The sequence below is a fragment of the Streptomyces sp. NPDC028298 genome (assembly GCF_055565895.1).
Map to the genome: position 1 here is coordinate 150,036 of NZ_JBVHTL010000003.1, position 24,492 is coordinate 174,527.

Genomic DNA, 24,492 nt, shown 5'->3' on the forward strand with positions numbered 1-24,492 from the left:
GGGGACACGGGCGACAAGCGACGAGAGCTGCGCGTATACGCAGTACTGCTGCGTGATCGGCCCGGTCAGCGCACGTTTCCTGCGTCGTCCGGGGCTGCGTGGGTCGCCCCGGCCTCCGGGGCCTCGGGCAGCAGATGCGACAGCACCATGTAGCTGATCGTCTTCCGGATGAACGGCTCCACCCGGATGCGCTCCAGGACCTCCTCGAAGTGCTCCACGTCGACGGCCCGTACGTGGAGCAGCGCGTCCGCGCCGCCGGTCACCGTCATCGCCGCGGTGATCTCCGGATGGTTGCGCACCACCTCCGCGAGCCGCCTGGGGGGCGCCGCGCCCTCGCAGTACACCTCCACGTACGCCTCCGTGCGCCAGCCGAGCGCCGCGGGCTTCACCGTGGCCGTGAAGCCGGTGATCACGCCCGTCTCGCGCAGCCGGTCGACCCGGCGCTTGACCGCCGTCGCGGACAGTCCGATCGCCGCGCCGATCTCCGCGAAACTCGTCCGGGCATTGGCCATCAGGGCCGTGATGATCTTGCGGTCGAGCTCGTCGAACATCGCGGGCTTGCTGTTCATGGCCGCACTGTATCCAGCGGCGGCCACCGGCCGGCCGGGCACGACGGCCGTGTCCGGCACATGTCCAGCCGTGCGTTTGGCTCCTACACTCCACTCTCATGCTGCGCGCGCTCGCCGTCGACGACGAACAACCCTCCCTCGAAGAGCTGCTGTATCTGCTCAACGCCGATCCCCGGGTCGGCAGCGCCGAGGGAGCGAGCGACGCGACCGAGGCGCTGCGCCGGATCAACCGGGCCCTGCAGTCGGGCCCCGGCGGACCCGAGGCCATCGACGTCGTCTTCCTCGACATCCACATGCCCGGCCTGGACGGGCTCGACCTGGCCCGGCTGCTCGGCGGGTTCGCGCAGCCGCCGCTCGTCGTGTTCGTCACCGCCCACGAGGGATTCGCCGTGCAGGCCTTCGAGCTCAAGGCCGTCGACTACGTCCTGAAGCCCGTACGCCGCGAACGGCTCGCCGAGGCGGTCCGCAGGGCCGCCCAACTCCGCGACACCGCGCCCCTCATACCCGTCCACGAGCCCGACCCCGACCAGATATCCGTCGAACTCGGCGGTGTCACACGCTTCGTGGCCGTCGAGGACATCACGCACGTCGAGGCCCACGGAGACTACGCCCGGCTGCACACCGCGCAGGGCAGCCACCTCGTGCGCATCCCGCTGTCCACCCTCGAGGAACGCTGGCGCTCCCGCGGCTTCGTCCGCATCCACCGGCGCCACCTGGTCGCCCTGCGCCACATCGGCGAACTCCGCCTGGACGCGGGCACGGTGAGCGTCCTCGTCGATTCCGTCGAACTCCAGGTCAGCCGCCGCCACGCCCGCCAACTGCGCGATCTGCTGCTGCGCCGGACCACGAGCTGAGGAGCACCCGCGTGCCGCAGGACCCCACCGAACGCCGCGTGGTCGTCACCGGAGCGCCCCGGCACACCCGGCGGACCTCCGGCTACTACCGGCCGAGGACCGAGATCGACGAACAGACCACGCTCGGACACACCTACGTGCGTTCCCTGATGCGCAGTCAGCTCCGCGCCGCATGCGTCACGTTCGCCGTCCTGGTCCTGCTCGTCGGGCCGCTGCCGCTGGTATTCGCCGCGATGCCGGACGGGGCCGGCCTGGAATGGGCCGTCCTCGGCTTCTGCCTGTACCCGCCGCTCGTGCTGCTGGCCCGCTGGTACGTACGGCGGGCGGAACGCAACGAGAGGGATCTCGTGCGTCTGGTCGAGGACCGCTGAACCGTGAACGAGAACTACTCCGTTCCCGCCGTCGCCCTCGTCGTCCTCGCGACCGTCCTGGTCGGCGCGTTCGGGCTGCGCATCTCCCGGACCACCTCCGACTTCTACGTCGCCTCGCGCACCGTCGGCCCCCGGCTCAACGCGGCCGCGATCAGCGGCGAATACCTCTCCGCCGCCTCCTTCCTCGGCATCGCCGGCCTGGTGCTCGTCCAGGGACCCGACATGCTCTGGTACCCGGTCGGCTACACCGCCGGCTATCTTGTGCTGCTCCTCTTCGTCGCGGCGCCCCTGCGCCGCTCCGGCGCCTACACCCTGCCCGACTTCGCGGAGGCCCGGCTCGGCTCCCAGGCCGTCAGGAGGCTCGCCGGGGCCTTCGTCGTCGGTGTCGGCTGGCTCTATCTGCTGCCTCAACTCCAGGGCGCGGGGCTCACGTTGGCCGTGCTGACCGACGCGCCCGATTGGTTCGGCGGGGTGCTGGTCGCCGTGGTCGTGGTGGCCACCGTCGCCGCGGGCGGCATGCGCAGCATCACCTTCGTCCAGGCCTTCCAGTACTGGCTCAAGCTCACCGCCCTGCTCGTGCCCGCACTCTTCCTGATCCTCGCCTGGCAGTCCCACGGCGCCCCGCGCGACGCCTTCGAGGAACCGCCGGCCTTCCGCGAACAGCGCCTCGTCCGGATCGATTCCACACTCGACCTGAAACTGTCCCGGCCGCTCACCGTCACCGCGACGGGCACCGTCGACGGCCGGCGGTACGAGGGCACACGCGTCCGGCTCCCGAAGGGCACCCACCGCGTCGACGGCGGCACCCGGCTCACCTTCGACCGGGGATCCCCGGTCCCGGCGGCCGAACGCGGGAGCACCGACGCCCTGTCCGCCTCGCCGGCCGCCGGCCACGAGGAACGCCCGCTCTACGCCACGTACGGACTGATCCTCGCCACGTTCCTCGGCACGATGGGCCTGCCGCACGTCGTCGTCCGCTTCTACACCAGCCCGCACGGGGTCGCCGCCCGCCGCACCACCGTCGCCGTCCTCGGCCTCATCGGGGCGTTCTATCTCCTGCCGCCCGTCTACGGCGCGCTGGGCCGGCTGTACGCCCCCGAACTCAGCCTCACCGGCGACGCGGACGCCGCCGTCCTGCTGCTGCCCGACCGGATGATCGGCGGAGCCGGCGCGGACCTGCTCGGGGCGCTCGTCGCGGGCGGCGCCTTCGCCGCGTTCCTCTCGACGGCCTCCGGACTCACCATGGCGGTCGCGGGCGTGCTCACCCAGGACGTCCTGCCCTCGCGGGGCGTACGCCACTTCCGGCTCGGCACCGTCCTCGCGATGGCCGTGCCACTCGGCGCGAGCGTGCTGGTGGGCGGGCTGCCCGTCGCCGACGCCGTGGGGCTCGCGTTCGCCGTGTCCGCGTCCTCCTTCTGCCCGCTGCTGGTCCTCGGCATCTGGTGGCGACGGCTCACCCCGCCCGGCGCGGCGGCCGGAATGCTCGGCGGCGGCGGCGCGGCACTCGTCGCCGTCGGCGCGACCATGGCCGGCTATCCGGGGACGGCGGGCCCGCTGCGCGCTCTGCTCGCCTGGCCGGCGCTCTGGTCGGTGCCGCTCGGCTTCGTGACCATGGTGGTGGTGTCGCTCGCCACCGCCGCCCGCGTACCGCCCGGAACGGCGGCGATCCTCGCCCGCTTCCACCTCCCGGAGGAACTCACCGACGACCAGGTCCGCGCGGCGGTCGGCGCCGCGGGCGCGACGGCGGGCACGACGACCGGGACGACGACGGGGACGACGACGGGCACCGCGGCGGGCGCTTCCGCGGACACCGTGGCGGGCACGCAGGAGACCGAAGGGGTGGTGAGCGGGTGAGCGGGTTCGTCGCCGGGCTGTGCGTGGCCGTGCTCCCGCTGCTGGCGGCCGGGTTCTGGCTCGGCAGACGTACCGCGCGGCCCGAGAACCTCGGAGGACTCGGCACCCCGGTCGAGCACGCCACCTTCCAGACCCTGCACACCGCCTCGCTCGCCGCGCCCCCGCTCCGCGCCGGACTCACCGAGGAGACGGCACGCCGGTCCGCCCGCCGGCTGCGCACCCTGCTCGGCACGGACGCCCTGTGCCTCACCGACCAGGACACGGTCCTGGCCTGGGACGGCGTCGGCGCCCACCACCGCACCGAGGTCATGGAACGCCTCGGCGCCCCGCTGGAGACCGGCCGGGGCGAGGCCTTCCGGCTGACCTGCGACGAGCCCGACTGCCCGCTGCGCTGGGCCGTCGTGGCGCCGCTCACCGTCGACGAACGGGTCCACGGAGCGCTCGTCGCCTGCGCGCCCCGCGAGTCCGCGGTCCTGGTGCGCGCCGCCGGCGAGGTCGCGCGCTGGGTCTCCGTCCAACTGGAGCTGGCCGACCTCGACCGGTCCAGGACCCGGCTTATCGAGGCGGAGATCAAGGCGCTCCGCGCGCAGATATCCCCGCACTTCATCTTCAACTCGCTGGCCGTGATCGCCTCGTTCGTCCGCACCGATCCCGAGCGCGCCCGCGAGCTCCTGCTGGAGTTCGCCGACTTCACCCGCTACTCGTTCCGGCGGCACGGCGACTTCACCACCCTCGCCGACGAGCTGCACGCCATCGACCACTACCTGGCGCTCGTCCGGGCCCGCTTCGGCGACCGGCTGTCCGTCACCCTGCAGATCGCGCCCGAGGTGCTGCCGGTCGCGCTGCCCTTCCTCTGTCTCCAGCCCCTGGTGGAGAACGCCGTCAAACACGGTCTGGAGGGCAAGACCGACAAGAGCCACATCAGCATCACCGCGCAGGACGCCGGTGCGGAGGCGCTGGTGGTCATCGAGGACAACGGCACCGGCATGGACCCCGAACGGCTCCGCCGCATCCTGTCCGGGGAGGTCGGCCCCTCCGGGGGGATCGGACTGTCCAACGTCGACGAACGGCTGCGCCAGGTGTACGGCGACGATCACGGCCTGGTCATCGAGACCGCTGTGGGAGCGGGAATGAAGATCACCGCGCGGCTCCCCAAGTACCAGCCGGGCGTCCACTCGGCGACCCGAGGTCCCCGGCAGTGAGCCGCCTCCGGCGACCCGAGGTCCCCGGCAGTGAGGCGCCTCCGGCGGCTGGACATCCCTGGGAGTGAGCCGCCTCCGGCGATCCGACGTCCTCGGAGGTGAGGCGCTTCCGGCTGCCGGTTCCCGGGAATGAGGCGCCGTCGGCGGCCGGGGGAGGGGCCGTCCCGTGCGGAGGTCCCCCGGTCAGGTGCTGCGGGAGGCCACCATCCCCACCGTGATCAGACCCAGTACGACCCAGCCGAACCACAGCCAGCCGTTGCTGCCCAGTGCCACCGTGTAGGCCGTCACCACGACGAGCCCGCCCACGGTGAGCACCCCCATCGTCTTCGTCGAACCGGGCATCGCAGCACCCTCCTCGAGGCGGGTCCGTGAAGCGGGCCGTGGCCTTTGGGGCCATTTTCACCCGGAGGGAGGCGCTTCGCCAGGGCCGTGCGCACTCCGGGGCCCCGGGGGTGGGCCGTGACTCAGTTGCCGCGTGCGTTCAGGGAGGCCAGATAGGCGTTGTACGCCTCCAGCTCCTTGTCGCCGTCCCGGTCCGCGGCGCGGTCCAGACGCCTGGCCTGCCGCTGCTCGGAGTTGTACCACTGGAAGAGCAGCGCGAGCAGGACGAGCACGGAGGGGATCTCGCTGAACGCCCAGGCGATCCCGCCCGCGGCGGTCTGGTCGGCGAGCGCGTCGATGCCGAGCGAGGCCGGCGGGTTCTTGTACGACTCGACCATCGGCCCCGACGCCATCATCAACGCGATGCCGAAGAACGCGTGGAACGGCATCCCCGCGAACAGCTCCAGCATCCGCATCAGATAGCCCGGCCGGTGCGGGCCCGGGTCCACGCCCATGATCGGCCAGAAGAAGAACAGGCCGACGAGGAGGAAGTGGCACATCATCACGATGTGGCCCGTGGTGGAGCCCATCAGGAAGTCGAAGAGGGGTGAGAAGTACAGCGCGTACAGACTCGCGATGAACATCGGGATGGTGAACGCGGGGTGCGTGACGACGCGCATGTAGCGGCTGTGCAGGAACATCAGCAGCAGTTCGCGCGGGCCCTTGGCGCCCCGCCTCGCGGCGACCGGCAGCGCGCGGAGCGCCAGCGTGATCGGCGCCCCGAGCAGGATCAGGATCGGGGACAGCATGCTGATCACCATGTGCTGGACCATGTGCACGCTGAACATGACCATGCCGTAGTCGTTCAGCCGGGTGCACATGACGAGCATCACCGTCAGCACGCCGGTCACGAAGGCGGCCGTACGGCCCCAGGACCAGGCGTCGCCGCGCCGGGCCAGCCGGACGACTCCCCAGCCGTACAGTCCGAGCCCGAGCAGGCACGCGACGAGGAAGAACGGGTCCGCGGACCACTCGAGCCCCCGCCCCAGCGTGAACGGCGGCAGATCCATGGTCATGCCGTGCCCGCTGTGATCCATCCGCCGGCTCCTGTTTCTGGGGATACCTCCCCGGCCCTTTTACGGCACTGGGGGAGGTTGTGCGCTGTCTGTCCGCACCAGAGTAGAACCGCCCCCGGCCGCGACTGCGACCGGGGGCGGTTCCGACGGCGTACGGCTCAGAGCACGCACTCCGCCTCGGCGTAACGCTCGTCCGGAACCGTCTTGAGGGTCTCGACCGCCTCCGCGAGCGAGACCATCACGATGTCGGTGCCGCGCAGGGCGGTCATCATCCCGAACTCGCCGCGGTGCACGGCCTCCACGGCGTGCCACCCGAACCGGGTCGCGAGCACGCGGTCGTACGCGGTGGGGGTGCCGCCGCGCTGGACGTGCCCGAGGATGACCGGCCGGGCCTCCTTGCCGAGCCGTTCCTCCAGCTCGATGGAGAGCTGCCGGGCGATGCCCGCGAAGCGCTCGTGGCCGTAGATGTCCTTGCCGCCCTCGTCGTAGGCCATCGAGCCCTCACGGGGCTTCGCGCCCTCGGCGGCGACCACGATGGCGAACCGCTTGCCCGCCTCGAACCGCTCGCCGACCCGCGCGGCCAGCTCCTCGATGTCGAAGGGGCGCTCCGGTACGACGATGGCGTGGGCGCCCGCGGCCATGCCGGAGTGCAGCGCGATCCAGCCGGTGTGGCGGCCCATGACCTCCACGATCAGGACGCGCTGGTGGGACTCGGCGGTGGTCTTGAGGCGGTCGAGGGCCTCGGTCGCGACACCGACGGCCGTGTCGAATCCGAAGGTGACGTCCGTGACCGCGATGTCGTTGTCGATGGTCTTCGGCACGCCGACGATCGGCAGGCCGCCGTCCGACAGCAGACGGGCCGCCTTCAGCGTGCCCTCGCCGCCGATCGGGATGATCGCGTCCAGGCCGAGGTCCGCGACGTGGCCCTTGGCCCGCTCCACGCCGTCACGCAGATGCGCGGGCTGGACCCGGGAGGAGCCGAGCATGGTGCCGCCGCGAGCGAGGATCCCGCTCACCGCGTCGAGGTCGAGCTTGAGGTAGTCGCACTCCAGGAGACCCTTCCAGCCGTCCCGGAAGCCGATGACCTCGTCGCCGTGGTCGACGACGGCACGGTGTACGACCGACCGGATGACGGCGTTCAGGCCGGGGCAGTCGCCGCCGGACGTGAGGACACCAATGCGCATAGCCCGAAATACCTTCTCAACGTGGTCCGGGGACCGGACCACGTTGTCCGGCGAGGATCGCGGCCAGCCTACCGGCGGGAGGGGCCCGCGCCGTACCGTGCGTCCGCCTGCTGGACGCACCCGCTCACCTGTGCGGATACCGTTTCAGACGGGCTCCGGACGAGGTCCGACGGGTCCGTCTCGCAGCAGCGGAAACGGTTCCCTCGGCGTTCGCTGCGACGACGGAAACCGTTCTTCCCCGGGAAACGCGAAGAGGAACCGTTCCTCCTCGAGAAACGGTTCCTCTGACCCGCCGGGGCGGGCCGGCCCTACGCGGGCTGCGTGGCGGACGCGATGCGCTCGGAGCGCAGCGCCTCGTACCAGCGGTCGTCGGTCGGCGGCAGCGCGTTGACGTCGAGGGCCAGCTTCAGCAGCAGGTCCGCGATCTGCGGGTTGCGGGCGAGGACGGGCCCGTGCATGTACGTGCCGAACACGGTGTCGTTGTAGGCGCCCTCGGTGCCGTCGCCCGTGCCGTTGCCCTTGCCGAGCCGCACGTTCGCGAACGGGCGGGCGGTGGGTCCGAGGTGGGTGACGCCCTGGTGGTTCTCGAAGCCGGTGAGCTGGGGCAGACCGAGCCGCGGGTCGATGTCCGCGAGGACGTCGCCGACGCACCGCTCGCCCTCGCCGCGCACCGAGACCACGTCGAGCAGGCCGAGGCCCGGCTCGCGCTGGCCGAGGTCGTTGATGAACTCGTGGCCGAGGATCTGGTAGCCGGCGCAGACGGAGAACACGATCGCGCCGTTGCCGACCGCGCGCTCCAGACCGCCGTCGCGGCGCAGCCGCTCCGCGGCGAGCCGCTGCGGCCGGTCCTCGCCGCCGCCGATGAGGTAGATGTCGCCGGAGGTCGGGACCGGCTGGTCGCTGCGCACGTCGACACGGGCCACGTCGAGGCCGCGCTGACGCGCCCGGCGCTCCACGACGAGGGCGTTGCCCTGGTCGCCGTAGGTGCTCAGCAGGTCGGGGTAGATCCACACCAGCCGCAGGCTGTTGTCAGTCATTCTCTTCGTCCTCCGTGGCTCAGTTGCCGACACGACGCCTCAAGTCCTGGAATGCGGTGTAGTTCGCGATGACCTCGATCCGTCCGGGCGGTGCCATCTGCACGGCCTGGTCGAGGGTGTCGCACACCTGGAACTGCTGGTTGGCCACTTCGAGGCGGACGGCGAGGTCGAGCTTGCGGTCGCCGAGTACGAAGATCGGGTGTCCGGTCAGACGGGTGTAGTCGACGTCCCAGAGCCAGGAGGTGTCGGTGCCGTCGGCGCCGCGCGCGTTCACCGACAGGATGACCGGGGTCGGCGGCGGGTCGATCAGGGAGAAGGTCTCCAGCCAGCCCGCGGGGTTCTTGGCGAGCAGCAGACGCAGGTCGCGCTCCATGAACTGGACCACGTCGTAGCGTCCGGCCACGGCCTGCACCTGGTACATGCGCTCCAGGGCGACCTGCGGCGGCACTCCGAAGACGGCGGCCACGGCGGCCGAGGAGGCGGCGTTCGCCTTGTTGGCCCGGCCCGGGAGCTGGAGGTGGATCGGCCACGCGGAACCGTGCGGGTCGAGGACGTGGTCCCCGGACAGCGCCCAGGTCGGCGTCGGACGGCGGAAGCCGCACTCGCCGCAGAACCAGTCGTCGCCGGGGCGCTGCATCACGCCGCCGCACGACGGGCAGGACCAGGCGTCTTCCTTCCACATCTGTCCGGCCGCCACCCACATGACGTTCGGCGAGGAGGAGGCGGCCCACACGACCAGCGGGTCGTCCGCGTTGGCGACCACGACGGCCTTGGAGCCGGCCAGACCCTCGCGCCAGTGCTCGGCCATCATCCGGGTCTCGGCGGCACGGTCGAGCTGGTCGCGCGAGAGGTTCAGCAGCGCGATGCACTTCGGGTCGGTGTCACGGGCGACACCGGCGAGGTACTTCTCGTCGACCTCGATGACCGCGAACTTGGCGTCCGAGCCGCCGGCCAGCGCCGAGGTGATGCCCGCGGGCATGTTGGCGCCGAGCGCGTTGGAGACGACCGGGCCCGCGGCGCGCAGCGCCTCCGCGATCAGCCGGGTCGTCGTGGTCTTGCCGTTGGTCGCCGACACCAGGATCACGTCCAGGTGCGTGGCGAGCCTCGCCAGCAGGTCGGGGTCGAGCTTGAGCGCCACCCGGCCGCCGATCACCGATCCGCTGCCGCGTCCGGCGGCTCGCGAGACGGCAGCCGCCGCCTTGCCCGCCGTCACGGCCAGCTTGGCCCGCGGCGACAGCGGGTCCGAGTTGCCTGACATCGTTTCTCGATCCTCCTTGCGTACGCGCCGCGCCCCTGCCCCCGGCACATGTGGGGGTCAGCCTATCGAGATCCACTCACGGGCCCGAATCGCGGCACCACCTCGGTGCCGGCGCGACATGCGCGCGCCTACCAGGACCGTACCCTTGCCGCCATGCGACACGGTTCCATCCCCGGCACGCACGGGCGCGTCCGGCCCCTCATCCTGCTAGGTGACCCCGTCCTGCGTACAGCCTGCGCGGACGTCACGGATTTCGGCCCCCAACTCGCGGAGCTCGTCGAGGACATGTTCGCGACGATGTACGCCGCCGAGGGCGTCGGGCTCGCCGCGAACCAGATCGGCGTCGGTCTGCGGGTCTTCGTGTACGACTGCCCGGACGACGACGATGTCCGTCATGTCGGGCATGTGGTGAACCCTCGACTCGTCGAGGCGGACGGTGTGGTCCTGCGCGGACCGGAGGGCTGTCTCTCGCTGCCGGGTCTGGAGGCCGGGACCGAGCGGTACGACCACGCGGTCGTCGAGGGCCGCACGGTCACCGGCGAGCCGGTCACCGTGCACGGCACCGGCTGGTTCGCCCGCTGCCTCCAGCACGAGTGCGACCACCTCGACGGCGGTGTGTACGCGGACCGGGTCACCGGATGGCGCCGGCGGCGCCTGCTGCGCCAGGTGGCGCGGGCCTCCTGGAGCGGCTGAGGGCCGCTCAGGACTCCGGCCGCCTCCGGCGGTCGGAGCAGGCTGTCCTGACGGGACGTCCGGGTGAGTTCCGGTCAGAACCCGGGGCCGCCGACCCGGTCGCCGGCCGCCGCGAGGCGGCCCCACAGCAGGTCGGCCAGGCTGCGCACCAACTCGGCGCGCGTGCACGGCCGTTCGCCGAGCCACCAGTCCCCGGCCGCGTGCATCATGCCGACGATGCCGTGGCCCCACACCCGTGCCAGTTGCTGGCTGCCCGGTCCGAGGTCCACCCGCTCCTCGATCACCTCGGCCAGCTCCTCGCCCATGCGGCGCAGGACGGGCGCGGAGTACTTGCCCACGTCGAACCCGGCGTCGCCCGGCTGGCCGCCCTCCGCCGGATGCATCAGGAAGCGGTAGACCTGCGGGCGTGCCTCGATGGCGGCCAGATAGGTGTCGAGCGTCGACTCCACGCGCTCACGCCGGTCGGCCGGGGCGTCCAGTGCCGCCCGCAGCGCTTCGAGGAGCGCGTCCGTGTGCCGCTTGGCGAGCGCGGCGTAGAGCCCGCCCTTGTCGCCGAAGTGGCGGTACAGGATGGGCTTGGTGATGCCGGCCTCGGCGGCGATGGCGTTCATGGAGGCCCCGGGGCCGTCGCGGAGCACCACTCTGTCGGCGGCTTCCAGCAGCTCGCGCCGGCGGCGGTCGGCGGACCTCTGCTGATCGGTCCGCTGTGTGGTGTCCATGTGCTCTCCCCACCCGTGGTGATTCGGTGACGCCTGCGCAAACTAACACTGATCGTCGTATGGGTATCGAACGGGATGCCGAGCCGGGCTCGGGAGTTGACTTTTCCTACTAGCCAGTAACAGACTCCAGTTACCGCAAGTAACAGTTTAGTGCAGCGCTGGAGGGGACATGGCCGAGTTCACCATGGAGCTCAACGACGAACAGAAGGAGGTCCGGGACTGGCTGCACGGCTTCGCCGCCGATGTGATCCGTCCCGCGGCCGCCGAATGGGACGAGCGCGAAGAGACTCCCTGGCCGGTCATCCAGGAAGCCGCGAAGGTCGGCATCTACTCCCTGGACTTCTACGCCCAGCAGTACTTCGACGCCACCGGGCTCGGCATACCCATGGCGATGGAGGAGCTGTTCTGGGGCGACGCGGGCATCGCGCTGTCCATCGTCGGCACCGGCCTCGCCGCCGTGGGCGTCCTCGCCAACGGCACCGAGGAGCAGATCGGCACCTGGATCCCCCAGATGTACGGCGATGCCAACGATGTCAAGGTCGCGGCCTTCTGCTCCTCCGAGCCCGACGCCGGCTCCGACGTCGCCTCGATGCGGACCCGCGCCGTCTACGACGAGGCCAAGGACGAGTGGGTCCTGAACGGCACGAAGACCTGGGCGACCAACGGCGGCATCGCCAACGTCCACGTCGTCGTCGCCGTGGTCGACGCCGAACTCGGCTCCAAGGGCCATGCCTCCTTCATCGTGCCGCCGAACACGCCCGGCCTGTCCCAGGGCCAGAAGTTCAAGAAGCACGGCATCCGCGCCTCGCACACCGCCGAGGTCGTCCTGGAGAACGTCCGGATCCCCGGATCCTGCCTGCTCGGCGGCAAGGAGAAGCTCGACGAGCGTCTCGCCCGTGCCCGCGAGCGCGCCAGGGCCGGAGGCGGCGAGCGGGTGAAGAACGCGGCGATGGCCACCTTCGAGGCCTCCCGTCCGGCCGTCGGCGCCATGGCCGTGGGCACCGCGCGGGCCGCGTACGAGGTCGCCCTCGACTACGCGAAGACGCGTGAGCAGTTCGGCCGGCCGATCATCGACAACCAGGGCGTCGCCTTCCAGCTCGCCGACATGCGCACCTCGATCGACGCGGCGCGGCTGCTGGTCTGGCGGGCCTCCTGGATGGCGGTCAACGGCAAGCAGTTCACCGCGGCCGAGGGCTCGATGTCGAAGCTGTTCGCCAGCGAGACGGCGAAGAAGGTCACGGGCCAGGCCATCCAGATCCTCGGCGGCAACGGCTACACGCGCGAGTACCCCGTGGAGCGGATGCACCGCGACGCGGCGATCTACACCATCTTCGAAGGCACCAGCGAGATCCAGCGCCTCGTCATCGCCCGCACCCTGTCCGGGATGCCGATCCGCTGACGCCGCGCGGCCCGGAGCCGTTCCCCCGACGGGACGCCGGTGATCACCGGCGTCCCGGGCGTCCGCGGGGTCTACGCGGGCGGGCGCGGCGGGCCACCGTCGCGCACGGCCGGCGTCACCCCACCGGACCTGGGACTTCGCGTCGCAGCGCGATGAACCGGGGGAGACCGTGCACTCTGGTCGCGGGGGCTCGGAGTCAGCCGGACCGAAGGAGCGCGCGATGACGCGGACGGCCAGGGAACTGCTGGAGGGCGTCACCGGAAAACTCGCCCCCGACCCCCACGCCAACCGGCTGCTCCCGCTGATCGCCCGGGGTGCCGCCCAGCTCGACACGCTCGCCGCGCTGGCTATGGAACAGCGTCATGTCGTCGCGGCCGATCACCGCGCGTTCGTGCATCTGGCCGGCCGCTCGGCGGCCGACCCGGCGAGTGCCGCCTTCTTCGAGACGCTCGCCGAGGGCGAGGCGGTGGCCGGGGCCCGGCTCCCCGCGTTCGCCGCCGCGGTGGGAGCCGGCGAGGCACGGGCCGCGGAGTACGAACCCCTCGCCGACTGCCAGGCCTATCCCGCGTACGTCGCCTGGCTCGCCCTGAACGGGGAGCCCGCCGACGTGGTCCTCGCGCTCGGCGCCAACCTCGCCGCGTGGGGCGGCTACTGCGAGACCATCACCGAGGCGCTGCGCCGTCACTACGGCTTCGACGACGAGGTGTGCGGTTTCTTCGACTTCTTCGCCGAGCCGGCGCCCGAGCTGGAGAGCAAGGCCCTGGACGCCGTGCAGGCCGGTCTCGACGCCGAACGGATCTCCCTGGACGACGTCCTGCGCCACGGGCGGCTGCTCCAGGCCTACGAGGCGAAGTTCTGGCACGCCCTGTGGGAACAGGACCAGCGCGTCGCCTGAGACGGCGGCGACGGCGTCCCGTGCCGGGACGCCGTCCGCGGCCTGGACGCGCCGCCGTCGCCGACGGTCAGCGGCCGCTCGGGCCGCTGCTGTGCGCGATGCAGGCCACGTCGATCCGGTCGGCCAGCTTGGCCAGTTCGATCGTGAGCGCGGCCACCGTGTCCTCGTCGAGACCGTCCTGGCCGGCCTCCACCAGATGCAGCCATCGGCCGCCCACCGTGCGCAGCAGCTTGCTGACGTCGGCGGCCGCCACCTGCAACGTGCCGCGGTCGTCGACGATCAGGGGGAGGGTCACTTCGCGGTTCACACGAGGGATCGTAGCTGCGGAACGCTCACGCTCCGTGCCATACGGTGGTGATGTTGCAGAACTCGCGGATTCCGTGCCCCGACAGTTCACGCCCGTAGCCGGACCGCTTCTCCCCGCCGAACGGGAACGCCGGGTGCGAGGCCGTCATCCCGTTGACGAACACGCCGCCCGCCTCGGAATCACGTACGAACCGCTCCACCTCCGCCTGGTCGTTGGTCCACACGTTCGAGCTCAGCCCGAACGGCGTGTCGTTGGCGAGGGCCACCGCCTCGTCCAGGTCGGCCGCGCGGTAGAGCGTGGCGACCGGCCCGAACGTCTCCTCCTGGTGGATGCGCATGTCGGGCGTGATGTCGGTGAGCACGGTCGGCAGGTAGTACCAGCCGCCGCCGAAGCCGTCGGGGCGTTCGCCGCCGCACAGCACGGTCGCGCCGTTCTCGACCGCGTCGTCGACGAGCTCCTCCAGGTCGGCCCGGCCCTGCTCGGTGGACAGGGGCCCGATGTCGGTGTCCTCCTCCAGCGGGTCGCCGACCGCGAGGGCCCGCATGCCCTCCGTGAACCGCTCCGCGAAGGCGTCGAACACGTCGGTGTGCACGATGAACCGCTTGGCGGCGATGCACGACTGTCCGTTGTTCTGGGCACGCGCGGTGACGGCGACGGTCGCGGCGCGCTCGACGTCGGCGGACGGCATCACGACGTACGGGTCGCTGCCGCCCAGCTCCAGCACCGTCTTCTTCACCTCGTCCCCGGCGACCGAGGCGACCGCCCGGCCGGCCGGTTCGCTGCCGGTGAGGGTGGCCGCCTTGACCCGCGGATCACGCAGGATGCCCTCGACCGCCCCGGAGCCGACCAGCAGCGTCTGGAAGCAGCCCTCGGGGAAGCCCGCGCGACGGAACAGGTCCTCCAGGTACAGGGCTGTCTGCGGCACGTTCGAGGCGTGCTTGAGCAGTCCCACGTTGCCCGCCATCAGCGCGGGCGCGGCGAACCGGACCACCTGCCAGAGCGGGAAGTTCCACGGCATCACGGCGAGCACGGGGCCGAGCGGACGGTAGCGCGCGAGGACCCGGGAGGCGCCGGAGTCCGCGGCGTCGGCGGGGGCCGCCAGCTCGTCGGCGAGCAGATCCTCGGCGTGGTCGGCGTACCAGCGCATCGCCTTGGCGCACTTGGCGGCCTCCGCCCTGGCCTGCTTGACCGGCTTGCCCATCTCGGTGGTCATCACCCGGCCGATGTCGTCCAGGTCGTCGTCCAGGAGAGCGGCCGCGCGGTGCATGAGCCGCGCCCGCTCGGCGAACGGGGTGGTGCGATACGTACGGAACGTGGCCTCGGCGGCAGCGAGCCTGCGCTCGATCTCCTCGGCGCCGAGGGCGTCGTACGTCTTGAGCGTCTCGCCGTTCGCCGGGTTCACCGTCGCGATGGGCATGGCCGACCTCCTGAAAGCTGGCTGTTCCCCGACCCTCCCGCGCGGGGCGGCACGGCGCAACGCGGGCGGGCCCCGAGGTGAGCCGGCGCTTCTGGCCGAACGCCGGCTCTCAGTGCGAGTGCTCAGCCAGGCGGTCGAGAAACACGGTCTGCGCGGTCACGAGCAAGGAACGGGCCCGTTCCGGGCTCATCCACTCCACCCGGTCGAGCTCGGGGAACTCCTGGCGCCGCCCCGATCTCGGGGGCCATTCCATCGTGAACGTGCCGGGGACCATGGCCGCCGGATCGAGATCCGCCTCGATCGCCCAGGCCGTGACCACCTTGCCGTTCTTCTGGGTCACCTCGCCGAGGGCGATCGCCGCGCCGTCGGGCGGCGGCAGCCCGAGCTCCTCCCGGAACTCGCGGCGGGCGGCGTCCCAGGCCGTCTCGTCGGGCTCGTACTCGCCCTTGGGAAGGGTCCAGGCGCCGGCGTCCCGCCGCGCGTAGAACGGGCCGCCCATATGGCCGACCAATACCTCCACGCCGTGGTCGGTGTGCCGGAACAACAGCAGTCCCGCGCTCCGGCGCCCGTGCTGGTCTCCGCTCATCGCGTCACCTCCGGGTGGGCGGCCAGCAGGGTGTCGACGGTGTCGGCCTCGGCGGCCGCCTTGTCCTCGCGGTAGCGCACGACCCGGGCGAAGCGGAGGGTGACGCCGGCCGGGTAGCGGGTCGACCGCTGCAGACCGTCGTACGCGATCTCCACGACCAGCTCGGGCCGTACGGTCACCACGTGGCCGTCGTCCGAGACGGCCAGCTCCCGGAATCGCTCGGTCTGCCAGGCGAGCATCGCGTCGGTCATGCCCTTGAACGTCTTGCCGAGCATGGCGAAGGAGCCGTCGGCGGCGCGGGCTCCCAGGTGCAGGTTCGAGAGCTTGCCGGTGCGCCGCCCGTGACCCCATTCGGCCGCCAGGACCACGAGGTCGAGGGTGTGCACGGGTTTGACCTTGAGCCAGGCGGCACCGCGCCGGCCCGCGCTGTACGGGGCGTCGAGGGCCTTCACCACGACGCCCTCGTGCCCCCGGGCCAGCGTGTCGGCGAGGAACGTCTCGGCCCGCGCGGCGTCGTCCGGCCCCGGCACGAGCGTCCGCCGCACCCGCATCGGCTCGGGAACCAGCCGGGCCAGTTCCGCGTGCCGCTCGGTGAACGGCAGATCCAGCAGGTCCCGGCCGTCGACGGACAGCGCGTCGAAGAAGACGGGGGAGACGGGCACGGTCTCCGCGGCCGTCGTCACGTCCACCCGGGACCCCACCCGGGCGGCCGTCTCCTGGAAGGAACGCGGCCGTCCCCGGTCGTCCAGCGCGATCACCTCGCCGTCCAGGATGAACCGCTCACCCCGCAGCTCCATCGCGACAGCGGTCAGTTCGGGGAGCCGGCCGGTGATGTCGTCGAGGGTGCGGGTGTAGACGCGGACGTCCTCGCCGTCCCGGTGGAGCTGCACCCGGATGCCGTCCAGTTTCTCCTCGACCACGCAGGCGCCGAGCTTGCCGACCGCCTCCGGGACGGAGGAGGCCGAGTGCGCCAGCATCGGCAGCACCGGGCGGCCGACCGTGAGCCGGAAGCCGTCCAGGGCCCCCGGGCCGTCCGCGAGGAGGGCCCGCGCCACCGCCGAGAGCGAACCCGCCAGCATCACCGCCCGCCGTACGTCCTCGGCGGGCGCGCCGGTCGCCTCCGCGAGGCCCTCGACCGCGAGCGCGTCCAGCGCGCCCTGGCGGACCTCACCGGTGAGCAGCCCGAACAGGAAACGCTGTTCCTCCTCCGTGGCCGCCGCCATCAACTCGGCCACCAGGCGGGCCCGTTCGGCCTGCGAACCGGTGCCGGAGACCTTGCCGAGCTCGGTCAGCCGGGCGTCCACCTCGCGCACGGTGAGGGTGGGGCCGGCGGCGGGGGCGACCGGCGCGCTCAGTACCTTCCAGCCGACCCCGATGCGGCCCTGCGGCAGCCGGCCCGCGAGATACGGGATCACGATCGGCGCGTCGTCCGCCTCGGCGTCCCGGAACAGCTCCGCGAGCAGAGCGGTCTTCCGGGACCGCGCCGAGGTGGCGGCGACCTCCTGGGACACATGGGCGAGCCGGCTCAGCAGCATGCAGCCATCCTGCAACGCGAGCGCCCGGTTCACACCCGTACGGGACGCGGAGGATGCGCCCTGAGGGCGTGTTTCGGCCCAGTCCCCCGCAGGGCCGACGGGCGGCGGGCCCGGGGCCCGGTCCGGGTGTGCTGTGGGCGGCGGGCTCGCCACCCGGCCCGCCTCGTACGGCCGGACCGCGGGCTCGCGGGCTTGTCCGGGGGTGCCGCAGGGCCGCGGGCCCGCAGCGGTGTCCGGGTGTGCCTCCGGGCCGCCGGTCTCGGTTCGGGCCGGGTGTGTGCCGTCGGGCCCCGGCCCTTGGATCAAACCGGCTGTGTGCCGTCGGGTTGCGGGCCTCCCGTCGGTCCGGGGGGTGCCACAGGGCCGCGGGCCCGCAGCCCTGTCCGGGTGCGCCTCCGGGCCCCGGGCCTCGGATCGGTCCGGGTGTGTGCCGTCGGGTCTCGGATCGGACCGGGTGTGTGCCGTCGGGTCGCGGGCCCCGGATCGGGCCGGGTGCGCCCCGGGCGCTGGTCTCAGCCCTGGCCGCGGGCGATCGCCGCGTCGAGGTCGGCGAAGAGGAGTTCTCCGTTGAGCGTGGCCGCCGCGCGGTACCCGGCGCTCGCGGCGTTCACCACCTGCTCGGCGAAACCGGCGGCGTTGCCGGCCGCCCAGACGCCGGGCACGCTCGTCAGTCCGGTCGGGTCGACGACCGGGTAGCTGCCGAACGGCGTCTCCCGCAGCTCCGCGCCCAGCCGCTCCAGCAGACCGGTCCGCGGCACCGGGCGCGGCGCCACGAACAGCACCGAGCGGTCGTGCGTGGTCCCGTCCGCGAGCCGTACGCCGGTGAGCCGGTCGTCCTCGACCACCAGCTCCGCGACCTCGCCCGGCACCACGGCGACCCCCGCGGCGGCGAGCCTGCGCAGGTCCTCGTCGGAGAGCTCGTCCTCGGCCACCGTGTGCAGGAAGAAGGTGACGTCCTTCGACCACTGGCCGACCATCAACGCCTGGTGCACACTCATCGGCGTCGCGGCCAGCACCCCGAAGGCCTGGTCGCGGACCTCCCAGCCGTGGCAGTACGGGCAGTGCAGCACGTCGCGCCCGAAGCGCTCGGCGACGCCGGGCACCGACGGCATCTCGTCCGCCAGGCCCGTCGTGACGATCAGCCGGCGCGCGTGGACCCTGTCCCCGGAACCGACCGTGACGTCGAACTCCCCGGCGCCGTCCCGGACGACGTCCGTCACCCGGCCCCGGACGATCTCCACGCCGTACCCCTCGACCTCCCGCCGCCCCTCGGCGAGGAACGCGGCGGGCGGCATGCCGTCGCGGGTCAGATAGCCCTGCATGTGCGCCGCGGGCGCGTTGCGCGGCTCGCCCTCGTCGACGACGAGCGTGCGGCGCCGCGCCCGGCCGAGGACCAGGGCCGCGGAGAGCCCCGCCGTGCCGCCGCCGACGACGACCACTTCGTACGTCCCGGCCGACGGTCCGGCCGCTGCCCCGGCCGCTGTCTCGGCCGCTGTCCCGGTCATTGCCTCGGTCATGGTGACCACCTCCATGGAGAAGGTCGCCCCGAACCCGCCGGATTGACAAACGGCTTTGCCGATTCTGCAATGGAGGGATGAGTGAGGCGGCCCGTGCGGGCGAGAGTGACAGCGGCGGGCACGACGGCGGCGGGCGCGGTGCGACCGGCGACGCGGCGACGGACGAGGTTCTCGCCGAGGTGGGTCCGCGGCTGCGCCGGATCAGGAAGGAGCGCGGGGCGACCCTCGCGGGGCTGTCCGAGGCCACCGGCATCTCGGTGAGCACGCTCTCGCGCCTGGAGTCCGGCCTGCGCAAGCCCAGCCTGGAGCTGCTGCTGCCCATCGCGCGGGCCCATCAGGTCGCCCTGGACGAACTGGTCGGCGCCCCGCCGGTGGGCGACCCCCGGGTGCGCGCCGAGCCGCTCGTGCGCCACGGCCGTACGTACTGGCCGCTGACCCGTCAGCCCGGTGGACTCCAGGCCTACAAGGTGCTCGAACCGCAGCGGACGGGGGAGCCCGATCCGCGCACCCACGAGGGCTACGAATGGCTGTACGTGCTCTCGGGGCGGCTGCGGGTGGTCCTCGGTGAGCACGACGTCGTGCTGGAGGCAGGCGAGGCGGCCGAGTTCGACACGCGCGTGCCGCACTGGTTCGGCTCGACGGGGGAGGGGCCCGCGGAGTTCCTGAGCCTCTTCGGTCCGCAGGGGGAGCGCATGCACGTACGGGCCCGGCCCAAGACCCGGTCCAAGGAGGAGTGACGGCGGACGCCGGGGCGGCCGGGGTGCGGGGTTCCCTGCGGCGGGGCGGCCGGCGCGCGCGTGCGGCCCGTGCGGTGGGACGGCGGGGTGGCGGGGGTGCGGGCCGGTGCGGCGGGGGCCGCGGTCGTGGGGCTTGGTGAAGACGTGGGCCGTTCGCTGTTCCCAGGGCGGCAAGCGACCGCTTAGTATGCGAAGGACCCCGGTCAGCCGACACAGTCCCCTGGAGGCCCCGCATGCAGGCATGGCAAGTGCACCAGAACGGCGAGCCCGCAGAGGCGATGCGCCTCCTGGAGGTGGAGCGGCCGACGCCCGGTGACGGCCAGGTCCTGCTCAAGGTGCGCGCCGCGAACATCAACTTCCCGGACGCCCTGATGTGCCGCGGTCAGTACCAGGTCAGGCCGCCGTTGCCGTTCACGCCGGGCGTGGAGATCTGCGGCGAGACCGAGGACGGCCGCCGGGTGATCGCCAACCCCGCCCTGCCGTACGGCGGCTTCGCCGAGTACGCGGTCGCGGACGCCGCCGCCCTGCTGCCGGCGCCCGAGGCCCTCGACGACGCCGAGGCCGCGGCCCTGCACATCGGCTACCAGACCGGCTGGTTCGGCCTGCACCGCCGGGCCCGGCTGGAAGCCGGCGAGACGCTGCTCGTCCACGCGGCCGCCGGAGGTGTCGGCAGCGCCGCGGTCCAGCTCGGAAAGGCGGCGGGCGCGCGGGTCATCGGCGTCGTCGGCGGTGCCGACAAGGCCGCCGTCGCGCGCGAGCTGGGCTGCGACGTCGTCGTCGACCGGCGTTCCGAGGACGTGATCGCCGCCGTCAAGGAGGCGACCGGCGGACGCGGCGCGGACGTGATCTACGACCCCGTGGGCGGTGAGGCCTACACCCAGTCCACGAAGGTCGTCGCCTTCGAGGGCCGGATCGTGGTCGTCGGCTTCGCCAGCGGCTCGATCCCGAGCCCCGCGCTGAACCACGCCCTCGTCAAGAACTACGGCGTCCTCGGCCTGCACTGGGGCCTGTACAACACCAAGAACCCGAAGCTCGTCCTGCACTGCCACGAGCAGCTCACCGAACTGGCCGCGCGGGGCGCGATCAAGCCGCTGGTGAGCGAGCGGGTGCCGCTGAGCGGGGCCGCCGCCGCCGTACAGCGGGTCGCCGACGGAGTCACCACCGGGCGGATCGCCGTGGTGCCCACACTGGAGAACGGAGCCGCCGCATGACCGACGCAGCCGAACTGCGCCGCCGCACCCAGGAGTTGCTGGCCGCACACCCGCCCGGGGAGACGGACCGGCTGGACTTCCTCGGGGCCCGTTTCGACGCCGGGCTCGCCTGGGTGCACTACCCCGAGGGCCTCGGCGGCCTCGGCGCCCCGCGCCGCCTCCAGGCCGTCGTGGACGCCGAACTCGCGGCCGCCGGCGCACCCGACAACGACCCCCGGCGGATCGGCATCGGCCTCGGCATGGCCGCCCCGACCATCCTCGGCTTCGGCACCGAGGAGCAGAAGCGCCGCTTCCTGCGGCCCCTGTGGGTCGGCGAGGAGGTGTGGTGCCAGCTCTTCAGCGAGCCCGGCGCCGGCTCGGACCTCGCCGCCCTCGGCACCCGCGCGGTCCGCACCGACGGCGAGGACGGTGACTGGGTGGTCAACGGGCAGAAGGTGTGGACCTCCAGCGCCCACCTCGCCCGCTGGGCCATCCTCATCGCCCGCACCGACCCGGACGTGCCCAAGCACCGGGGCATCACCTACTTCATCTGCGACATGACCGACCCGGGCGTCGAGGTGCGGCCCCTGCGCCAGATCACCGGCGAGGCCGAGTTCAACGAGGTCTTCCTCACCGACGTCCGCATTCCCGACGCGCACCGCCTCGGCGAGGTCGGCGACGGCTGGCGGGTCGCGCAGACCACGCTCATGAACGAGCGCGTCTCCATCGGCGGCATGCGCATCCCGCGCGAGGGCGGCATGATCGGCCCGGTCGCGAAGACCTGGCGCGAGCGGCCCGAACTGCGCACCCACGACACGCACCAGCGGCTCCTGAGGCTGTGGGTCGAGTCCGAGGTCGCCCGGCTCTCCGGCGAACGGCTGCGCCAGCAGCTCGCCCAGGGCCAGCCCGGCCACGAGGGCTCCGGCATGAAGCTCGGCTTCGCCCGGCTCAACCAGGAGATCAGCGGCCTCGAAGTCGAACTCCTCGGCGAGGAAGGCCTGCTGTACGAGGACTGGACGATGCGCCGGCCCGAACTCGTCGACTTCACCGGCCGGGACGCCGGATACCGCTACCTGCGCTCCAAGGGCAACAGCATCGAGGGCGGGACCAGCGAGGTCCTGCTGAACATCGTCGCCGAACGCGTCCTCGGCCTGCCGTCCGAGCCGCGCACCGACAAGGACGTCGCATGGAAGGACCTCGCCCGATGAGCCAGGTGAGCACCGAGCCCGATCTGCTCTACACGGAGGAGGAAGAGGCGCTGCGCGCCGCCGTCCGCGACCTCCTCACCGACCGCTGCGCCGCGGCGGACGTCATCACCCGCAGCGAGTCGGGCACTCCGCACGACGCCGAGCTGTGGAAGGCGCTCTCGGAGGGCATGGGTCTCGCCGGCCTCCTCGTGCCCGAGGACCGGGGCGGCCAGGGTGCCACGCACCGCGAGGCCGCCGTGGTCCTGGAGGAGCTGGGCCGCGCGGTCGCTCCCGTGCCCTATCTGACCAGCGCCGTGGTCGCGACCGAGGCCCTGCTGGCCTGCGAGGGACCGGCCGCGGCCGAGCTGCTCGCCGCGCTCGCCTCCGGCCGGACCGTGGGCGCCCTCGCGGTCGCCCTGAACGTCGCCCCGGGAGCCGTCCACCGGGCCGTCCGTCTGGAGAACGGTTCCGTGCACGGGGAGCTGACGGGCATCGCCGACGCGGCCGCCGCCGACGTGCTGCTCGTTCCGGCCGAGGACGGCGGGCTGTACGCCGTCGACGCGGACGCCGTCACGATCGTCCCGCAGGTCAGCCTCGACCAGACCCGGCCGCTCGCCCGGATCACCTTCGACTCCGCGCCCGCTCGGCTGCTCACCGCGGACGCGCCCGGTGCCGTACGGCGCGCGCTGCGGGCCGGGGCCGGACTGCTCGCCTCCGAGCAGCTCGGGCTCGCCGACCACTCGTTGACCGAGACGGTCCGCTACCTCAAGGAGCGCAAGCAGTTCAACCGGCCGGTCGGCGGGTTCCAGGCGCTCAAGCACCGGCTCGCCCAGGTGTGGCTGGAGGTCGTCAACACCCGTGCCGCCGCCCGGAACGCGGCCGACGCGCTGGCCACCGCGAGTGCGGACGGCGACGTGGCCGTGGCCGTCGCCCAGGCGTACGCGGCACCCGTCGCCGTACACGCGGCAGAGGAGGCGCTCCAGCTCCACGGCGGCATCGGCATGACCTGGGAGCATCCGGCCCACCTCTACCTCAAGCGCGCCAAGGCCGACTCCATCGCCTACGGCACGGCGGGCGCGCACCGCGAGGCCCTGGCCGAACTGGTCGACCTCCAGGCGCCCTGACCGCGCCTACCCGCAAGCGCCCTGACACCACGTCCGGAAGAGCCCGCCCCACCTGGGTCGGGCTCTTCTCGTGCGCCCGTCGCACCCCGGTTCGGGGAGGGCGGGGAGGTCACACCGGACCCCGCCCCGCTCGGCCCGCTCCGCCCCGCTCCGGTGAGGTGAACACGTCACGTCGGTCCGGCCAACTCCCCCTTGAGCGAGGGTCCGCGGCGGTGGGCAGGCTCCATACTCCCTGAGGTCCTGAACGGCATCCTCAAGGGAGGCAGAGCATGGCCCACACCACCCGCCGCAGCGCCCTCACCACCCTCGGCGCCGCCCTCGCGGGCTCGTTCGCGCTGCCCGCGCCGCGAGCTCGTGCGAGCGAGCCGAGGCCCCGGACCCGGCCCTTATGGCGAGCCCACGCGCACAACGACTACGAGCACCCCCGCCCCCTCCTCGACGCGCTCGACCACCGCTTCGGCAGCGTCGAGGCCGACATCTACCTCGTGGGCGACCAACTCCTCGTCGCCCACGACCCGGTGGACCTCGACCCCACCCGCACCCTCGAATCCCTCTACCTCGAACCGCTGGCCGCTCGCGTCAGGGCCGAGCACGGCTCGGTGTACCGGGGCCACCACCGGCCGCTGCAGTTGCTCATCGACATCAAGACCGAGGGCTCCTCGACCTACCTCGAACTCGACCGTCATCTGCGCCGCCACCGGCACCTGTTCACCTCGTACGCCGACGGCAAGGTGCGCCCCGGCCCGGTCACGGCCGTGATCTCCGGGGACCGCGCCGCGCGCGTCCCGATGGAGGCGCAGCCCGAGCGGCTCGCCTTCTACGACGGCCGGCTCGCCGACCTCGGCGGCCCCGCCCCCGCCTCCTTCATCCCGCTGATCAGCGACAACTGGACACTCACCTTCAGCTGGCTGGGCGAAGGCCCCTTCCCCGACGCCGAACGCGAGAAGCTGCGCGGCATCATGGCCACCGCCCACGCGCGCCGGCAGAAGGTCCGGTTCTGGGCCACGCCGGACCTCGCGGGCCCGACACGCGAGGCCCTCTGGAGCGAACTCCTCGCGGCCGGCGTCGACTACTTCAACACCGATGACCTGGGCGGTCTCGAGAAGTTCCTGGACGCCCACGACCGACGGTAGAAGACCACCCGTTCGGGGGACACGTCAGCCGCCCGGACCAACCCTCCGCTACGCCACACTTGCGGCCGAACGCCGCGAAGCGGACGTGGCGGAGGAGGTTGACGATGGCCATTTCCATCTCTGCGGTGCTGTTTCTCCTGGTGCTGGCGGTGATCTTCCTGCGCAACGGAGGGCTGAAGATCTCCCACGCCCTGGTCTGCGCCCTGCTCGGGTTCCTGCTGGCCAGTACGAGCATGGCCCCGACCATCCACAGCGGGCTCACCGCGACGGCCGACATCGTGGGCAGCCTGACCCCCTGACGCCCCGGTCCTCTCACCCGAGGGGCGC

The 24,492-nt window shown here is 72.6% G+C and carries 25 protein-coding genes; 13 read left to right on the top strand and 12 right to left on the bottom strand.

Going from position 1 to position 24,492, the window contains the following annotated elements; genetic code table 11:
- Positions 1–65 precede the first annotated feature (65 nt).
- Positions 66–569, bottom strand: coding sequence for an Lrp/AsnC family transcriptional regulator (locus ACZ4TO_RS15855; protein ID WP_151470518.1), 504 nt, complete (start codon positions 567–569; stop codon positions 66–68).
- 98 nt (positions 570–667) lie between these two features.
- Between ACZ4TO_RS15855 and ACZ4TO_RS15860 the strand changes: the two genes are divergently transcribed.
- Genes ACZ4TO_RS15860 through ACZ4TO_RS15875 form a run of 4 tightly spaced genes read left to right on the top strand, consistent with a single transcriptional unit; the run spans position 668 to position 4,850 of the window.
- A complete protein-coding gene (locus ACZ4TO_RS15860; RefSeq protein WP_385040217.1) occupies positions 668–1,423 on the top strand; it encodes a LytR/AlgR family response regulator transcription factor in 756 nt (251 codons plus the stop codon).
- A gap of 11 nt (positions 1,424–1,434) precedes the next feature.
- A complete protein-coding gene (locus ACZ4TO_RS15865; RefSeq protein WP_382787082.1) occupies positions 1,435–1,794 on the top strand; it encodes a hypothetical protein in 360 nt (119 codons plus the stop codon).
- A 3-nt stretch (positions 1,795–1,797) separates the two neighbouring features.
- Positions 1,798–3,648 (top strand): sodium/solute symporter, encoded by a 1,851-nt coding sequence (locus tag ACZ4TO_RS15870; RefSeq protein ID WP_468024440.1) that lies wholly within the window; start codon positions 1,798–1,800, stop codon positions 3,646–3,648.
- Complete coding sequence (locus ACZ4TO_RS15875) at positions 3,645–4,850, top strand: sensor histidine kinase (RefSeq protein WP_382787076.1); 1,206 nt, start codon at positions 3,645–3,647, stop codon at positions 4,848–4,850. The genes ACZ4TO_RS15870 and ACZ4TO_RS15875 overlap by 4 nt, the downstream gene beginning before the upstream one ends.
- A gap of 183 nt (positions 4,851–5,033) precedes the next feature.
- Here ACZ4TO_RS15875 and ACZ4TO_RS15880 read toward each other — a convergent pair whose 3' ends face one another.
- The 5 genes from ACZ4TO_RS15880 to ACZ4TO_RS15900 all read right to left on the bottom strand — a co-directional run bounded on the left by ACZ4TO_RS15880 (position 5,034) and on the right by ACZ4TO_RS15900 (position 9,726).
- Positions 5,034–5,192 carry a hypothetical protein gene (locus ACZ4TO_RS15880; protein ID WP_261704251.1) on the bottom strand — a complete coding sequence of 53 codons (159 nt, stop codon included), beginning with the start codon at positions 5,190–5,192 and terminating at the stop codon, positions 5,034–5,036.
- Between the two features lie 122 nt (positions 5,193–5,314).
- Complete coding sequence (locus ACZ4TO_RS15885) at positions 5,315–6,268, bottom strand: cytochrome c oxidase assembly protein (protein WP_468024441.1); 954 nt, start codon at positions 6,266–6,268, stop codon at positions 5,315–5,317.
- Between the two features lie 137 nt (positions 6,269–6,405).
- Entirely contained in the window at positions 6,406–7,431 is a 1,026-nt protein-coding gene (locus ACZ4TO_RS15890; protein ID WP_037616657.1) for a 6-phosphofructokinase, read from the bottom strand.
- 308 nt (positions 7,432–7,739) lie between these two features.
- Entirely contained in the window at positions 7,740–8,468 is a 729-nt protein-coding gene (locus ACZ4TO_RS15895) for a type 1 glutamine amidotransferase (protein WP_339127948.1), read from the bottom strand.
- A gap of 19 nt (positions 8,469–8,487) precedes the next feature.
- Complete coding sequence (locus ACZ4TO_RS15900; RefSeq protein WP_339127947.1) at positions 8,488–9,726, bottom strand: MurT ligase domain-containing protein; 1,239 nt, start codon at positions 9,724–9,726, stop codon at positions 8,488–8,490.
- 153 nt (positions 9,727–9,879) lie between these two features.
- On the opposite strand from ACZ4TO_RS15900, the gene def reads away from it, so the two are divergent.
- Positions 9,880–10,419 (top strand): peptide deformylase, encoded by a 540-nt coding sequence (def, locus tag ACZ4TO_RS15905; RefSeq protein ID WP_385040203.1) that lies wholly within the window; start codon positions 9,880–9,882, stop codon positions 10,417–10,419.
- 74 nt (positions 10,420–10,493) lie between these two features.
- Here def and ACZ4TO_RS15910 read toward each other — a convergent pair whose 3' ends face one another.
- On the bottom strand, positions 10,494–11,138 hold the full coding sequence (locus tag ACZ4TO_RS15910; RefSeq protein ID WP_382787066.1) for a TetR/AcrR family transcriptional regulator: 645 nt from the start codon (positions 11,136–11,138) through the stop codon (positions 10,494–10,496).
- A gap of 169 nt (positions 11,139–11,307) precedes the next feature.
- Here ACZ4TO_RS15910 and ACZ4TO_RS15915 point away from each other — a divergent pair, with 169 nt between their 5' ends.
- The gene (locus ACZ4TO_RS15915) at positions 11,308–12,537 is read left to right on the top strand and encodes an acyl-CoA dehydrogenase family protein (RefSeq protein WP_339127945.1); all 1,230 of its coding nucleotides are present in this window, start codon (positions 11,308–11,310) and stop codon (positions 12,535–12,537) included.
- 220 nt (positions 12,538–12,757) lie between these two features.
- A complete protein-coding gene (locus ACZ4TO_RS15920) occupies positions 12,758–13,432 on the top strand; it encodes a transcriptional regulator (RefSeq protein ID WP_468024442.1) in 675 nt (224 codons plus the stop codon).
- Between the two features lie 67 nt (positions 13,433–13,499).
- Here ACZ4TO_RS15920 and ACZ4TO_RS15925 read toward each other — a convergent pair whose 3' ends face one another.
- The 5 genes from ACZ4TO_RS15925 to ACZ4TO_RS15945 all read right to left on the bottom strand — a co-directional run bounded on the left by ACZ4TO_RS15925 (position 13,500) and on the right by ACZ4TO_RS15945 (position 18,809).
- Positions 13,500–13,739: a DUF6213 family protein gene (locus ACZ4TO_RS15925; RefSeq protein WP_151470505.1), complete on the bottom strand. Its 240-nt coding sequence runs from the start codon at positions 13,737–13,739 to the stop codon at positions 13,500–13,502.
- A 25-nt stretch (positions 13,740–13,764) separates the two neighbouring features.
- Positions 13,765–15,156 (bottom strand): NADP-dependent succinic semialdehyde dehydrogenase, encoded by a 1,392-nt coding sequence (locus ACZ4TO_RS15930; RefSeq protein WP_468024443.1) that lies wholly within the window; start codon positions 15,154–15,156, stop codon positions 13,765–13,767.
- 109 nt (positions 15,157–15,265) lie between these two features.
- Positions 15,266–15,742, bottom strand: a complete 477-nt coding sequence (locus ACZ4TO_RS15935; RefSeq protein WP_468024444.1) for an NUDIX hydrolase — start codon at positions 15,740–15,742, stop codon at positions 15,266–15,268.
- Positions 15,739–17,277 (bottom strand): ATP-dependent DNA ligase, encoded by a 1,539-nt coding sequence (locus ACZ4TO_RS15940; protein WP_468024445.1) that lies wholly within the window; start codon positions 17,275–17,277, stop codon positions 15,739–15,741. Before ACZ4TO_RS15940 ends, ACZ4TO_RS15935 begins: the two co-directional genes overlap by 4 nt.
- A gap of 512 nt (positions 17,278–17,789) precedes the next feature.
- A complete protein-coding gene (locus ACZ4TO_RS15945) occupies positions 17,790–18,809 on the bottom strand; it encodes an NAD(P)/FAD-dependent oxidoreductase (RefSeq protein WP_468024446.1) in 1,020 nt (339 codons plus the stop codon).
- A gap of 62 nt (positions 18,810–18,871) precedes the next feature.
- Here ACZ4TO_RS15945 and ACZ4TO_RS15950 point away from each other — a divergent pair, with 62 nt between their 5' ends.
- The 6 genes from ACZ4TO_RS15950 (at position 18,872) to ACZ4TO_RS15975 (ending at position 24,464) form a co-directional block, all read left to right on the top strand.
- The gene (locus ACZ4TO_RS15950; protein ID WP_468024447.1) at positions 18,872–19,531 is read left to right on the top strand and encodes a helix-turn-helix domain-containing protein; all 660 of its coding nucleotides are present in this window, start codon (positions 18,872–18,874) and stop codon (positions 19,529–19,531) included.
- Positions 19,532–19,764: 233 nt separating this feature from the next.
- Positions 19,765–20,742 (top strand): NADPH:quinone oxidoreductase family protein, encoded by a 978-nt coding sequence (locus tag ACZ4TO_RS15955; RefSeq protein ID WP_468024448.1) that lies wholly within the window; start codon positions 19,765–19,767, stop codon positions 20,740–20,742.
- Complete coding sequence (locus ACZ4TO_RS15960; protein WP_382787041.1) at positions 20,739–21,929, top strand: acyl-CoA dehydrogenase family protein; 1,191 nt, start codon at positions 20,739–20,741, stop codon at positions 21,927–21,929. Before ACZ4TO_RS15955 ends, ACZ4TO_RS15960 begins: the two co-directional genes overlap by 4 nt.
- Complete coding sequence (locus ACZ4TO_RS15965; protein ID WP_468024449.1) at positions 21,908–23,032, top strand: acyl-CoA dehydrogenase family protein; 1,125 nt, start codon at positions 21,908–21,910, stop codon at positions 23,030–23,032. Before ACZ4TO_RS15960 ends, ACZ4TO_RS15965 begins: the two co-directional genes overlap by 22 nt.
- A gap of 269 nt (positions 23,033–23,301) precedes the next feature.
- Positions 23,302–24,165 (top strand): phosphatidylinositol-specific phospholipase C/glycerophosphodiester phosphodiesterase family protein, encoded by an 864-nt coding sequence (locus tag ACZ4TO_RS15970; protein ID WP_468024450.1) that lies wholly within the window; start codon positions 23,302–23,304, stop codon positions 24,163–24,165.
- Positions 24,166–24,269: 104 nt separating this feature from the next.
- A complete protein-coding gene (locus ACZ4TO_RS15975) occupies positions 24,270–24,464 on the top strand; it encodes a hypothetical protein (protein WP_365734568.1) in 195 nt (64 codons plus the stop codon).
- Positions 24,465–24,492 lie beyond the last annotated feature (28 nt).